Source organism: Franconibacter pulveris (assembly GCF_056780215.1).
Map to the genome: position 1 here is coordinate 451,985 of NZ_CM165555.1, position 12,900 is coordinate 464,884.

Sequence of the window (12,900 nt, forward strand, 5' to 3'; positions counted from 1 at the left end):
GTTAACCTTCTTCTTTGTCGTCGACCAGCGGATTGGCTTCGCGCTCGGCCTGAACTTCCTGCGCCGGGATAATGGCAGGCGCAGTATCTGCGGCCACGGCTTCGGTGGAGACCGCCAGCGGTTCGCCAAGACGGGTCACCGACAGGCTTTGCAGATGTTCTACCAGCTCGACTTTGCCCGGCGCGAACAGGTTGATAACCGTAGAGCCAAGCTTGAAGCGGCCCATCTCCTGGCCCTTCAGCAGCGCCACGGCGCCTTCGCTCTCGCCTTCCGGCCAGGTCCAGCGCTTAATAACGCCTTCGCGCGGCGGCGTGATAGTGCCCGCCCAGACGGTTTCAATGCTGCCGACGATAGTCGCGCCGACCAGAATTTGCGCCATCGGCCCGAATTCGGTATCGAACAGGCAGATAACGCGCTCGTTGCGGGCAAACAGGTTGGGCACGTTCTGCGCCGTCAGATGGTTAACGGAGAAGAGATCGCCCGGCACGTAGATCATCTCGCGCAGGATACCGTTGCACGGCATGTGGACGCGGTGGTAGTCGCGCGGCGAGAGATACGTGGTGGCGAAAGCGCCGTTGCGGAACAGGTCCGCCATAATGTAATTGCCCGCCAGCAGCGCTTCCAGGCTGTAATTATGGCCTTTCGCCTGCAGAATTTTGTCGTTTTCGATGCGCCCTAACTGGCTAATCACGCCATCGGCCGGCATCACCAGCACGTTCGGATCGGTATTCACCGGACGCACGTCGTCGCGCAGCGGGCGAACAAAGAATTCATTAAAGGTGCGGTAGCTGGCGGTATCCGGCTTCTGCGCCTCTTTCATGTTGACCTTGTAATATTTCACAAACAGGTCGATAACCAGTTTGGTCAGCCAGCCGGCACGCTTACTTGCGCCCCAGCCCGCCAGGCGAGTGAGCCACAGTTTCGGCAGAAGGTATTGAAGCGAAAGTTTGATGTCGTTTAGCAAGGTAGCCTCCAGGCTAAGTATTTTGCCAGTCCTGGCCCGTTCCGCGCGCGGCGGAGCGGGCATCGCAGAAAAAAAGGGGCGATTTTAGCGACGCCCAGCTTAATTGTCAGTCGTCGGTTTCAGAAAAGCTTTTACGCGTTTTTACCTGCGCCATACTTTCCAGAATACGGTGATAGTTGTCGAAACGGCTTTCAGCGATTTCGCCGCGCTCCACCGCCGCGCGAATGGCGCAACCTGGATCGTTATCGTGGCGGCAATCGCGGTATTTGCAAGTGCCTAAATAGTCGTGAAATTCGACAAAACCGTGGGTGATTTGTTCCGGCTCAAGGTGCCAGAGACCGAATTCGCGCACGCCTGGGGAGTCAATCACATCGCCGCCGTGCGGGAAGTGATAAAGGCGGGCTGCCGTCGTGGTGTGTTGGCCGAGGCCGGAGACGTCCGAGACATCGTTAGTGAGGATTTCATCCTCTTTGAGCCCCAGCAGGGCGTTCAGCAGACTCGATTTGCCAACGCCGGACTGGCCGGCGAAAATGCTGATGCGGCCGATAAGCGCCTGCTCCAGCGCTTCCAGCCCGCGCTCAGCATGGCTTGAGACCAGCAGCACGCGATAACCAATGCCGCGGTAGATATCCATCTGTTCATTAACAAAATTCATGCCTTCTTCATCCAGCAGATCGATTTTGTTAAGCACGATAAGGGGTTCAATCTCCAGGGTTTCGCAAGCCACCAGGTAGCGGTCGATAATGTTCAGCGACAGCTCCGGTAAAATGGCGGAGACGATGACTATCTGGTCGATATTGGCGGCGACGGGCTTCACGCCATCGTAATAATCCGGGCGCGTCAGTACCGAGGTGCGCTCATGCACCGCTTCCACGATGCCGTTGATGGTCACCCCTTCGGTGGCTTCTTTCGCCGGGCGCCACACCACGCGATCGCCTGTTACCAGCGAACGGATAGTGCGGCGGATGTTGCAGCGGTGCACGGCGCCGTCTGCCGACTCCACGTCCGCATGCATGCCAAACCGGCTGATGACCGTGCCTTCGCGCGGCTCGCCAAACAGGTTGTCATCGTAATCGGCCTTTTCCGTCGACTGCTTAAGTCGACGCTGATGATTGGCCTTTACGCGGCGCTGCTGACCTTTGGAGAGTTTATTTTTACTCAATCGCCCTGGCTCCTGGTCGCCCGTGATGGGCAAAACCTCTATGATACACGCTATTTTATACGAATTAACTGAGAGTCACCGTGGGGTGACGCGAGAAGGGTGGAAAATAGCATGAGTGGAAATGAAAACAATCTGATTTGGATCGATCTGGAGATGACCGGGCTCGATCCGGAGCGCGATCGCATTATCGAAATCGCCACCCTGGTGACCGACGTGGATTTAAATATTCTGGCGCAGGGTCCGGTGATTGCGGTGCATCAGTCAGACGAACAGCTGGCGCTGATGGACGACTGGAACGTGCGCACCCATACCGCCAGCGGCCTGGTTGATCGTGTAAAGGCGAGCGCGATGGGCGATCGCGAAGCGGAGCTGGCGACTATCGCCTTTCTGAAAGAGTGGGTGCCGGCAGGCAAATCCCCTATCTGCGGCAACAGTATCGGCCAGGACCGCCGCTTCCTGTTTAAATACATGCCGGAACTGGAAGCCTATTTCCATTACCGTTATCTGGACGTCAGCACGGTGAAAGAACTGGCGCGCCGCTGGAAGCCGGCCATTCTCGACGGCTTTAAGAAGCAGAACACGCACCAGGCGCTGGATGATATCCGTGAATCGGTCGCGGAACTCGCTTACTACCGCGAACATTTTATCAAGCTGTGACCGGGGGAGGGGTTTTACCCCTCTCTTGCCGATAAAATCACCGCTCTGGCGAATTAATCGGCATTCAAACAAAAAACGCGAAAAAATTCGTTTAAGGGGTTGCGGCGAAAATCATTTCTCGTATAATGCGCCTCCCGTGACGACACAGAAATGTGAAACACGCAGAGCGGGAATAGCTCAGTTGGTAGAGCACGACCTTGCCAAGGTCGGGGTCGCGAGTTCGAGTCTCGTTTCCCGCTCCAAAATTTGAAACGCCGAAAGGCAGCACCATCCTAATCACAGGATTTCAGGTTGCAACAAGGCGGCAACGGAACGAATCCGCAGAAGCTTACACGAGTAGGTGACTGTGGCGAGTGAAGAAAGCCAACGCCGTGGCAGCATGAAAGACAAAAGATTAAGCGGGAATAGCTCAGTTGGTAGAGCACGACCTTGCCAAGGTCGGGGTCGCGAGTTCGAGTCTCGTTTCCCGCTCCAAAATTTGAAATGCCGAAAGGCAGCACCATCCTAATCACAGGATTTCAGGTTGCAACAAGGCGGCAACGGAACGAATCCGCAGAAGCTTACACGAGTAGGTGACTGTGGCGAGTGAAGAAAGCCAACGCCGTGGCAGCATGAAAAACGAAGATTAAGCGGGAATAGCTCAGTTGGTAGAGCACGACCTTGCCAAGGTCGGGGTCGCGAGTTCGAGTCTCGTTTCCCGCTCCAAATTTCTCCAGAACGTATAAATTATCCACAGCGACAAAGCGCGCTGGGGCTGATGTTTTTTACTTCCATCAAAACTTTCTGAACAGACTTATCCACAGTCGGGATCCGCTTCACAGCCTGCAAAGCGCGTTAATTTTATTTACAGCTTTTATATAAGTTGCTGTTAACACGAGACTTAATAAGATTTCAAAATATTAATACGCGCCGCTGATTACTTTTTGTGCGTTGAATGGCAAAGCATTTTTAAATTTATGCACAGGCTGTGGAAAGCTCAGGCGTCTCTCGGCAGGCCCTTTTCAACCACCCTTACCAGCCGTTGTTTCTGTGGCAACTGCACCTCGATAACATGGGCATTCCGTCTGGCTATTTGTTGCGCAATCGCCCATTCAATGTGTTCATCGAGAAGTGGGTGCTCACCTTTTCTTTTTTCCAGCGCCTGCAGGTTCGCTTCATCCCAGGGAGCATTACCTAGCGCGACGGCGATATTTCGCAGCCAGCGCAGGTGCCCGATACGGCGAATCGCCGATCCTTCCGTCACCTTCAGAAAATGCGCCTCGCTCCAGCCAAAGAGTTCTACCAGCTTCGGCGCATGCAGCGCCTGGCGGGGAGTGAAATCCTCTTCATCCGTGAGCTGCGAGAAACGGTTCCATGGGCAGATAAGCTGGCAATCGTCGCAGCCGTAGATACGGTTGCCGATAAGCGGACGAAACGCTTCAGGGATAGCGCCTTCCAGTTCAATAGTGAGATAAGAGATACAGCGGCGTGCGTCCACCGTATAAGGCTCGACAATGGCGCCGGTGGGGCAGATGGTCATACAGGCTACGCATTTGCCGCACCCCTCCTCGACTGGTTTATCCACAGGCAACGGCAGATCGATCAGCAATTCGCCCAAAAAGAAAAACGAGCCTGCATCGCGACTGAGGATAAGTGAATGCTTACCCGTCCAGCCCAGTCCCGCTTTTTCCGCCAGCGGCCTTTCCAGCAGCGGCGCGGAATCGACAAAAGGTCTAAAATTCAGCGACGCGCACTGCTGCTGAATGCGCTCGCCGAGCTTTTTGAGCCGGTTACGCAGCAGCTTATGGTAATCGCGGCCCAGCGCATAGCGGCTTACATAGCCGAGCGAGGGATCTTTCAGCGTGCGGGCGAAAGCGGCGTTGGCGGGCAGATAGTTCATCCGTACGCTGATCACCCGCAGCGTGCCGGGTAAGAGTTCATGCGGGCGGGCGCGCATCATGCCATGACGCGCCATCCATTCCATCTCGCCGTGATACTGTTTATCGAGCCACGCCTGCAACGCGCCCTCGCTGGCGCTCAGGTCGGTATCGGTAATACCAACCTGCTGAAAACCCAGCTCCGCGCCCCATTGTTTAATATCGCGCGCTAACTGGTTGAGATCGAGGGGAGCAGACATGACGGACCATCAGATGAAGAAAAACGGCCGTAGTATACCACACTCTGTCTGGCCCGCAGACTGGCTGCGGGCAGCAGAAAAAGAGGCGGCGGACAGTCTTGGCCTCACGCTCTTCGAGCTGATGCAGCGTGCGGGCGAGGCCGCTTTTCATATCGCCCACGATTATTATCCTGAAAGCGAGCACTGGCTGGTGCTGTGCGGTCACGGCAACAACGGCGGCGATGGCTATGTCGTGGCGCGACTGGCGCAGGCGGCGGGCATTCGCGTCACGTTGCTGGCGCAGGAGAGCGAAGCGCCATTACCCGACGAGGCTACCGCCGCGCGTGAAGCCTGGCTTAATGCCGGAGGAATGATTCATTCGCCGCAAACGGCCTGGCCGGACGGCGTGACGCTTATCATCGACGCTCTGCTCGGGACTGGCCTGAAAAGCGCGCCCCGGGAGCCTGTCGCCGGTCTGATTGATAAAGCGAATCGCCATCCGGCCCCTGTGGTGGCGCTCGATATTCCTTCCGGCCTGCTGGCGGAAACCGGCGCCACGCCGGGCGCGGTGATTAACGCGGCGCATACGGTCACCTTTATCGCGCTCAAGCCGGGGTTGCTCACCGGCAAAGCGCGGGATGTGGTGGGCGTTCTGCATCATCACGCGCTGGGGCTGGAGCCGTGGCTTGCGGGCCAGCAGGCGCCCATTGCCCGCTATGACGCCTCGCAGCTTGGCGAGTGGCTCAGGCCGCGGCGCCCGACCAGCCATAAGGGCGATAACGGCAAGCTGGTGATAGTAGGCGGCGATCACGGCACGGCCGGCGCGATTCGTATGGCGGGCGAAGCGGCGTTAAGGGCGGGCGCAGGGCTGGTGCGAGTACTTACTCGCATAGAGAATATCGCGCCGCTGTTGACCGCTCGTCCGGAGCTGATGGTGCATGAACTCACGCCGCAGTCGCTTAGCGAAAGCCTTGAATGGGCCGATGTGGTGGTGGTTGGGCCGGGGCTTGGTCAGCAGGCATGGGGCAAGCAGGCGCTGCAAAAGGTAGAGAACTTTACCGGCCCGATGCTGTGGGACGCCGACGCGCTCAACCTGCTGGCAATCCATCCCGATAAACGTCACAATCGCATCCTTACGCCGCACCCCGGCGAAGCCGCAAGATTGCTGAATGTTTCCGTGTCAGAAGTTGAAAGTGATCGCTTACTTTCTGCCGATCGTCTGGTAAAACGGTATGGCGGTTGCGTCGTGCTGAAAGGTGCGGGCACCCTTGTTGCCAGCAACGACGCGGGGCCGGGCATTATTGATGCTGGCAACGCTGGTATGGGCAGCGGCGGTATGGGAGATGTGCTGAGCGGAATTATCGGCGGCTTGCTGGCGCAAAAGCTCTCCCCGTATGATGCAGCCTGCGCCGGTTGCGTGGCGCACGGCGTGGCGGCGGACCTCCTCGCCAGCCGTTACGGCGCTCGCGGCATGCTGGCGACCGATCTGCTTTCAGTGCTTCACCGTTTTGTTAACCCGGATGTGAATTGACGTAAACCATGATTAATCGTGTTATTCCTCTACCCGATGAGCAGGCGACGCTCGCTCTCGGCGCGCGTGTGGCGCAGGCCTGCGAAGGCGCGACCGTCATTTATCTTTATGGCGACCTGGGCGCGGGTAAAACCACCTTTAGCCGTGGTTTTTTGCAGACGTTAGGCCATAACGGCAACGTGAAAAGCCCCACCTACACGCTGGTGGAGCCCTACGCGCTGGAGACGCTGACGGTTTACCATTTCGACCTCTATCGTCTGGCGGATCCAGAGGAGCTGGAGTTTATGGGGATTCGCGACTACTTCGCCAATGACGCTATTTGTCTGGTGGAGTGGCCGCAGCAGGGGGCGGGCGTCTTGCCCGACCCGGATGTCGAAATTCACTTATCGTATCAGGCGCAGGGGCGCGAAGCGCTCGTCAAAGCCGTTTCCCCATCAGGCAATTCGTTACTGGCGCGCTTAGCCAAATAACCAGGATGACGGGATGATGACTCGCGTAAAAGGTTGGTTAATAGCGGCACTGCTGGCGCTGAGCGCTCAGGCCGGGGCGGCGGTGTTGTCCGATATTCAGGTATCCAATGGCGATGACCAGGCCCGGATCACCCTGAGCTTTATGGGCGACCCGGAATACGCCTTTTCGCAGCAGGATAAACGCAGCGTAGCGCTGGATATTCAGCAAACCGGCGTTATTCAGGGGTTGCCGCTGATTTTTAGCGGCAGCAATCTGGTGAAAAGCATTCGTTCCGGTCAGCCGAAAGACAATCAGTCGCTGCGGCTGGTGGTCGACCTGACGAAGAACGGCAAAACCCGCGCGGTGAAGCAGCAAAACGGCGCCAGCTATACGGTTGTCTTTACCATTAACGCCGATGCGCCGCCGCCGCCCGTTGTGGCGAAGCGTGCAGCCCCGCCTGCGCCGCGTTCGTCAACTCCCGCCAGTAACCCGTTTCGTAATGAAAACGACCGCGTGACCAGCGTTGTCGGCAGCAATAGCGCAACGCGTCCGGCGCGCAGCCATACAACCGTGTCTTCTGATCAGGTCATTGTCGCGATTGACGCCGGCCACGGCGGGCAGGATCCGGGCGCTATTGGTCCTGGCGGCGTACGTGAGAAAAACGTCACCATCGCCGTCGCCCGTAAGCTGCGCGCGCTGCTTAATGACGACCCGATGTTTAAGGGCGTGCTGACTCGCGACGGCGACTATTTTATCTCGGTGATGGGCCGCTCCGATGTGGCTCGCCAGCAGAACGCTAACTTACTGGTTTCTATTCATGCCGACGCCGCGCCAAACCGCGAAGCGACGGGCGCTTCGGTCTGGGTGCTGTCAAACCGTCGCGCCAACAGCGAAATGGCGGGCTGGCTTGAGCAGCACGAGAAACAGTCGGAACTGCTCGGCGGCGCAGGGGACGTGCTTGCAAACAGCCAGGCGGACCCCTATTTAAGTCAGGCGGTGCTGGATTTGCAGTTCGGTCATTCCCAGCGCGTCGGGTATGATGTCGCCACCAGCGTATTGAGCCAGTTGCAAAGAGTAGGCGACTTGCATAAACGCCGTCCGGAGCATGCGAGCCTTGGCGTATTGCGCTCGCCGGATATTCCTTCTCTGCTGGTGGAAACCGGGTTTATCAGCAACAGCGGTGAAGAAAAACTGCTGGCGAGCAGCGACTATCAGGAACAGCTTGCCGAGGCCATTTATAAAGGTCTGCGTAATTACTTCCTCGCGCACCCGTTACAATCCGCGCCGAAAAATGGCGGCGGCTCGGGCCAGACCGCCCGCGCTACCAATGACGCTGTTAATCAGATCGCGGTAACCAATTAAGGAGATTTCATGCCGATTCAGGTTCTGCCGCCGCAGCTCGCGAACCAAATCGCCGCCGGCGAGGTGGTGGAACGTCCTGCATCGGTAGTGAAAGAGCTGGTTGAAAACAGCCTCGACGCGGGGGCGACCCGCATCGATATTGATATCGAACGCGGCGGCGCGAAGCTTATCCGCATTCGCGATAACGGCTGCGGCATAGGCAAAGCGGAGTTAGCGCTGGCGCTGGCGCGTCACGCCACCAGCAAAATCGCCACGCTTGACGACCTGGAGGCGATTATCAGCCTCGGTTTTCGCGGCGAAGCGCTGGCCAGTATCAGTTCCGTCTCGCGTCTGACGCTCACCTCCCGTACCGCCGATCAGCAAGAAGCGTGGCAGGCGTATGCGGAAGGGCGCGATATGGAAGTGACCGTTAAACCGGCGGCGCATCCGGTCGGCACCACCCTTGAGGTGTTAGATCTTTTCTACAACACGCCGGCGCGGCGGAAATTCATGCGCACCGAGAAAACCGAATTCGGCCATATTGACGAGGTGGTGCGGCGCATCGCGCTGGCGCGCTTTGACGTCACCATTAACCTCAACCATAACGGCAAGATGGTGCGTCAGTATCGCGCCGTGCAGCCAAATGCGCCGCGCGAGCGTCGCCTGGGCGCTATCTGCGGCACCGCATTTCTCGAACAAGCGCTGGCGATTGACTGGCAGCATGGCGACCTGGCCCTTCGCGGCTGGGTGGCGGAGCCAAAAGGCACCACGGCGGCGCTGGCGGAGATTCAGTACTGTTATGTCAATGGCCGCATGATGCGCGACCGGCTGATTAACCACGCCATCCGGCAGGCCTGTGAAGACAAGCTCGGCGCTAATCAACAGCCCGCCTACGTACTCTATCTGGAAATCGATCCGCACCAGGTGGATGTGAACGTACACCCGGCCAAGCACGAGGTGCGTTTTCATCAGTCACGGCTGGTGCACGACTTCATCTACCAGGGCGTACTGAGCGCGCTACAGGCGCAGCAGTCCAGCTCGCTGCCGCTGGAAACACCGCAGACGCCGCGCTGGCAGCCGGAAAACCGCATAGCTGCAGGAAAGAATCACTTTGCCGAACCGGCTGCGGCGAAAGAGCGCCCCGCGCCTGACTACTCTTCGCCTTCGGCAACCTCAGGCTCCACGCCTGCGCGGGTCTCGGGCGGAAGCGGCGGCGGGGCGGCGGCCAAAGGCGGCGGCGCCAGCTGGCCGCACGCGACGCCGGGTTATCAGAAACAGCAGGGCGAGGTTTATCGCCAACTGCTGGAAACGCCTCAGGCAACCCGGACGCCTTCCGTGGCGAAAACGCCTGCGCCCGCGATGACGCAGCCTGCGCTGGAAGGCCACGCTCAAAGCTTCGGGCGTGTGCTGACCATTGTGCATAACAACCTCGCGTTACTGGAGCGCGAAGGACGGCTTATGCTGTTGGCGCTGGAGGTGGCGGAACGTTGGCTAAAACAGGCGCAGCTGTTGCCGGGCGAAGAAAAACCCTGCGCTCAGCCGCTGCTTATCCCGGTGCGCTTTAAAGTGTCTCCCGAAGAGCGTGAAACCCTTGTCAGCGCTAAGCCTTTTCTTGCCGGAATGGGCATGGAGTTGGTCAGCGATGCGCAATATGTGACGATTCGGGCGGTGCCTTTACCCTTGCGCCAACAAAATTTACAAATCTTGATGCCTGAACTGATAGGCTACCTGGCGCAGCAGAGTCAGATTGACGCGGCGGCTATCGCGCTGTGGCTGGCCCGCCATCTGGCGAGCGAGCACGAACAGTGGAGCGTGGCGCAGGCTATTGCGCTGCTCGCCGATGTCGAACGGCTCTGCCCGCAACTGGTGAAGTCACCGCCTGGTGGTTTATTACAACCTGTGGATTTACAACCGGCGATGAATGCCCTGAAACATGACTGAAGTAAGCAAGGCTGGCCTGCCGAAGGCTATTTTTTTAATGGGGCCGACGGCCTCTGGCAAAACCGCGCTGGCGATTAATTTACGCAAAACGCTGCCGGTAGAGTTGATTAGCGTCGACTCCGCCCTGATTTATAAAGGGATGGATATCGGCACCGCCAAGCCCAGCGCGCAAGAGTTGGCCGAAGCGCCGCATCGCCTGCTCGATATCCTGGATCCGGCGCAGGCGTATTCAGCGGCGGATTTTCGCCGCGACGCGCTAAAGGAGATGGCGGCTATCACCGCAGCAGGGCGCATACCGCTGCTGGTAGGCGGCACCATGCTTTACTTCAAAGCGTTACTGGAAGGGCTTTCTCCCTTGCCGTCGGCGGATCCGGCGATAAGGGCGCGGATTGAACAACAGGCAGCAGAGCAGGGGTGGGAAACGCTGCATCGCCAGCTCCAGGAGATCGATCCTGTGGCGGCGTCACGTATTCATCCCAACGACCCGCAAAGACTTTCCCGGGCACTGGAAGTTTTTTTCATTTCGGGTAAAACTTTAACGGAACTGACGCAAACGTCAGGAGAAGCTCTGCCGTATCAGGTGCACCAGTTCGCCATCGCCCCGGCGAGCCGTGAACTGCTCCATCAGCGAATTGAGCAGCGTTTTCACCAGATGTTGGCTTCAGGTTTTGAAGCAGAAGTAAGGGCGCTTTTCGCCCGTGGAGATTTGCATACGGACTTGCCTTCCATTCGTTGCGTAGGCTATCGCCAGATGTGGTCTTATCTGTCAGGCGAGATCCCATTCGACGACATGGTTTATCGAGGTATTTGCGCCACGAGACAATTGGCAAAGCGCCAGATTACCTGGCTGCGCGGCTGGGAAGACGTTCACTGGCTTGACAGTGAAGCGCCTGAACAAGCGCGTAAAGAAGTATTACAGGTTGTTGGTGCGAAGCACTGATGAATGTGTACAATTGAATTGGTATCGTGCGCAAAATTTTATGTATTTTCAGAGCCCATGGGCTCATGAGTATAAACAACAAGCATATAAGGAAAAGATAGAATGGCTAAGGGGCAATCTTTACAAGATCCGTTCCTCAACGCACTGCGTCGGGAACGTGTTCCAGTTTCTATTTATTTGGTGAATGGTATTAAGCTGCAAGGTCAAATCGAATCTTTCGACCAGTTCGTGATTCTGTTGAAAAACACAGTCAGCCAGATGGTCTACAAGCACGCGATTTCTACTGTGGTGCCTTCTCGTCCGGTGTCTCATCACAGTAACAGCGCGGGTGGCGGTTCCAGCAACTATCACCACAGCAACAACGCGCAAACTTCTGCGCCGCAGCAAGACAGCGAAGACGCCGAATAAAGTCGATGGCTGTTGTTCCATGTCGGGGGACCAGGTCATCTGTGTTCCCCGCTGGTCTTTTAAGAGGGTTTACGCTTGTTTGACCGTTATGATGCCGGTGAGCAGGCGGTGCTGGTACACATCTACTTTACGCAAGACAAAGATATGGAAGACCTCCAGGAGTTTGAATCTCTGGTCTCTTCCGCCGGTGTCGAAGCATTACAGGTGATTACCGGTAGCCGTAAAGCTCCGCACCCAAAATATTATGTCGGTGAAGGTAAAGCAGTCGAAATCGCCGAGGCAGTGAAAGCCACTGGGGCGTCTGTCGTGCTGTTCGATCATGCGTTGACCCCCGCTCAGGAGCGCAACCTTGAGCGCCTGTGCGAGTGCCGTGTTATCGACCGCACCGGACTGATTTTAGATATTTTCGCCCAGCGTGCACGCACCCATGAAGGTAAGCTGCAGGTTGAGCTGGCGCAGTTGCGCCATCTGGCGACGCGTCTGGTACGCGGCTGGACTCACCTTGAACGCCAGAAAGGCGGTATCGGCCTGCGGGGCCCGGGTGAAACCCAGTTGGAAACCGACCGCCGTTTGCTGCGCAACCGAATCAGCCAAATCCTGTCGCGCCTCGAACGCGTTGAAAAACAGCGAGAGCAGGGACGTCGGTCGCGCGCGAAAGCTGATATTCCAACCGTTTCGCTGGTGGGCTACACCAACGCCGGTAAATCCACTCTTTTTAACCAGATAACCGAAGCCGACGTCTATGCGGCTAACCAGCTGTTCGCTACGCTGGACCCAACGCTGCGCCGCATTGACGTGCCGGACGTTGGCGAAACGGTGCTGGCGGACACGGTAGGCTTTATCCGCCATCTGCCGCACGATCTGGTGGCGGCGTTTAAAGCTACGTTGCAGGAGACGCGTCAGGCGACGCTGCTGTTGCATGTGGTGGATGCCGCTGACCTGCGTATGCGGGAGAACATAGATGCGGTGAATACCGTGCTGGAAGAGATCGAGGCCAATGAGATCCCGACTCTGCTGGTAATGAACAAAATCGATATGCTTGAGGAATTCGAACCGCGTATCGATCGTAATGATGAGAATCTGCCCATACGCGTCTGGCTTTCCGCCCAGACGGGTGAAGGCGTACCACTGCTTTTCCAGGCCCTGACGGAGCGCCTGTCCGGTGAGATAGCGCAGCATTCGCTGCATTTACCTCCCGATGAGGCGGGCCGTTTGAGGAGCCGTTTTTATCAGCTTCAGGCGATAGAAAAAGAGTGGGTAGAGGAGGACGGTAGTGTCGGGATGCAGGTGCGCATGCCGGTGGTGGACTGGCGTCGCCTCTGTAAGCAGGAACCGGCATTGGTTGACTATGTTGTCTAACCGGCCGCTGTAAGCCTGAAGACCTTTCCCCTCTGGGGGATCTCACCGCATA

At 57.5% G+C, this 12,900-nt stretch carries 10 protein-coding genes, 3 tRNA genes and 1 pseudogene; 11 read left to right on the top strand and 3 right to left on the bottom strand.

Annotated elements, in window-relative coordinates; genetic code table 11:
• Window position 1: 1 nt before the first annotated feature.
• Window positions 2–964 (bottom strand): archaetidylserine decarboxylase, encoded by a 963-nt coding sequence (gene asd, locus ACU4F7_RS02205; protein ID WP_029591422.1) that lies wholly within the window; start codon window positions 962–964, stop codon window positions 2–4.
• Between the two features lie 106 nt (window positions 965–1,070).
• Window positions 1,071–2,126, bottom strand: coding sequence for a small ribosomal subunit biogenesis GTPase RsgA (gene rsgA, locus ACU4F7_RS02210; RefSeq protein WP_029591421.1), 1,056 nt, complete (start codon window positions 2,124–2,126; stop codon window positions 1,071–1,073).
• 111 nt (window positions 2,127–2,237) lie between these two features.
• Between rsgA and orn the strand changes: the two genes are divergently transcribed.
• From orn to ACU4F7_RS02230, 4 genes are all read left to right on the top strand, one after another.
• Window positions 2,238–2,783 (top strand): oligoribonuclease, encoded by a 546-nt coding sequence (orn, locus tag ACU4F7_RS02215; protein ID WP_481637943.1) that lies wholly within the window; start codon window positions 2,238–2,240, stop codon window positions 2,781–2,783.
• A gap of 166 nt (window positions 2,784–2,949) precedes the next feature.
• Window positions 2,950–3,025 (top strand) — tRNA-Gly (locus ACU4F7_RS02220).
• A 156-nt stretch (window positions 3,026–3,181) separates the two neighbouring features.
• Window positions 3,182–3,257 (top strand) — tRNA-Gly (locus ACU4F7_RS02225).
• A 155-nt stretch (window positions 3,258–3,412) separates the two neighbouring features.
• Window positions 3,413–3,488, top strand: a tRNA-Gly gene (locus ACU4F7_RS02230).
• Between the two features lie 271 nt (window positions 3,489–3,759).
• On the opposite strand, the gene queG is transcribed toward ACU4F7_RS02230, so the two are convergent.
• Window positions 3,760–4,899, bottom strand: coding sequence for a tRNA epoxyqueuosine(34) reductase QueG (queG, locus tag ACU4F7_RS02235; protein WP_481637944.1), 1,140 nt, complete (start codon window positions 4,897–4,899; stop codon window positions 3,760–3,762).
• Between queG and nnr the strand changes: the two are divergent.
• The 7 genes and pseudogenes from nnr to hflX all read left to right on the top strand — a co-directional run bounded on the left by nnr (window position 4,898) and on the right by hflX (window position 12,848).
• A pseudogene (nnr, locus tag ACU4F7_RS02240) lies at window positions 4,898–6,425 on the top strand (bifunctional ADP-dependent NAD(P)H-hydrate dehydratase/NAD(P)H-hydrate epimerase). The gene queG and the pseudogene nnr overlap by 2 nt on opposite strands.
• A complete protein-coding gene (gene tsaE, locus ACU4F7_RS02245; RefSeq protein ID WP_024557222.1) occupies window positions 6,418–6,879 on the top strand; it encodes a tRNA (adenosine(37)-N6)-threonylcarbamoyltransferase complex ATPase subunit type 1 TsaE in 462 nt (153 codons plus the stop codon). Before nnr ends, tsaE begins: the two are co-directional and overlap by 8 nt.
• Before the next feature lie 13 nt (window positions 6,880–6,892).
• Window positions 6,893–8,221: an N-acetylmuramoyl-L-alanine amidase AmiB gene (gene amiB / locus ACU4F7_RS02250; RefSeq protein ID WP_029591419.1), complete on the top strand. Its 1,329-nt coding sequence runs from the start codon at window positions 6,893–6,895 to the stop codon at window positions 8,219–8,221.
• Window positions 8,222–8,230: 9 nt separating this feature from the next.
• Window positions 8,231–10,141 carry a DNA mismatch repair endonuclease MutL gene (gene mutL / locus ACU4F7_RS02255; RefSeq protein WP_481637945.1) on the top strand — a complete coding sequence of 637 codons (1,911 nt, stop codon included), beginning with the start codon at window positions 8,231–8,233 and terminating at the stop codon, window positions 10,139–10,141.
• Window positions 10,134–11,081, top strand: coding sequence for a tRNA (adenosine(37)-N6)-dimethylallyltransferase MiaA (gene miaA / locus ACU4F7_RS02260; RefSeq protein WP_481637946.1), 948 nt, complete (start codon window positions 10,134–10,136; stop codon window positions 11,079–11,081). The genes mutL and miaA overlap by 8 nt, the downstream gene beginning before the upstream one ends.
• A 102-nt stretch (window positions 11,082–11,183) precedes the next feature.
• Window positions 11,184–11,489: an RNA chaperone Hfq gene (hfq, locus tag ACU4F7_RS02265; protein WP_024557218.1), complete on the top strand. Its 306-nt coding sequence runs from the start codon at window positions 11,184–11,186 to the stop codon at window positions 11,487–11,489.
• 75 nt (window positions 11,490–11,564) lie between these two features.
• Window positions 11,565–12,848, top strand: a complete 1,284-nt coding sequence (gene hflX / locus ACU4F7_RS02270; protein WP_024557217.1) for a ribosome rescue GTPase HflX — start codon at window positions 11,565–11,567, stop codon at window positions 12,846–12,848.
• The last annotated feature ends 52 nt before the right edge of the window (window positions 12,849–12,900 follow it).

Excerpts from the sequence above, each read along its gene's own strand:
- orn (WP_481637943.1), top strand. The coding sequence starts at position 2,238 with ATGAGTGGAAATGAAAACAATCTGATTTGGATCGATCTGGAGATGACC.
- queG (WP_481637944.1), bottom strand. The coding sequence starts at position 4,899 with ATGTCTGCTCCCCTCGATCTCAACCAGTTAGCGCGCGATATTAAACAA.
- tsaE (WP_024557222.1), top strand. The coding sequence starts at position 6,418 with ATGATTAATCGTGTTATTCCTCTACCCGATGAGCAGGCGACGCTCGCT.
- amiB (WP_029591419.1), top strand. The coding sequence starts at position 6,893 with ATGATGACTCGCGTAAAAGGTTGGTTAATAGCGGCACTGCTGGCGCTG.
- mutL (WP_481637945.1), top strand. The coding sequence starts at position 8,231 with ATGCCGATTCAGGTTCTGCCGCCGCAGCTCGCGAACCAAATCGCCGCC.
- miaA (WP_481637946.1), top strand. The coding sequence starts at position 10,134 with ATGACTGAAGTAAGCAAGGCTGGCCTGCCGAAGGCTATTTTTTTAATG.
- hfq (WP_024557218.1), top strand. The coding sequence starts at position 11,184 with ATGGCTAAGGGGCAATCTTTACAAGATCCGTTCCTCAACGCACTGCGT.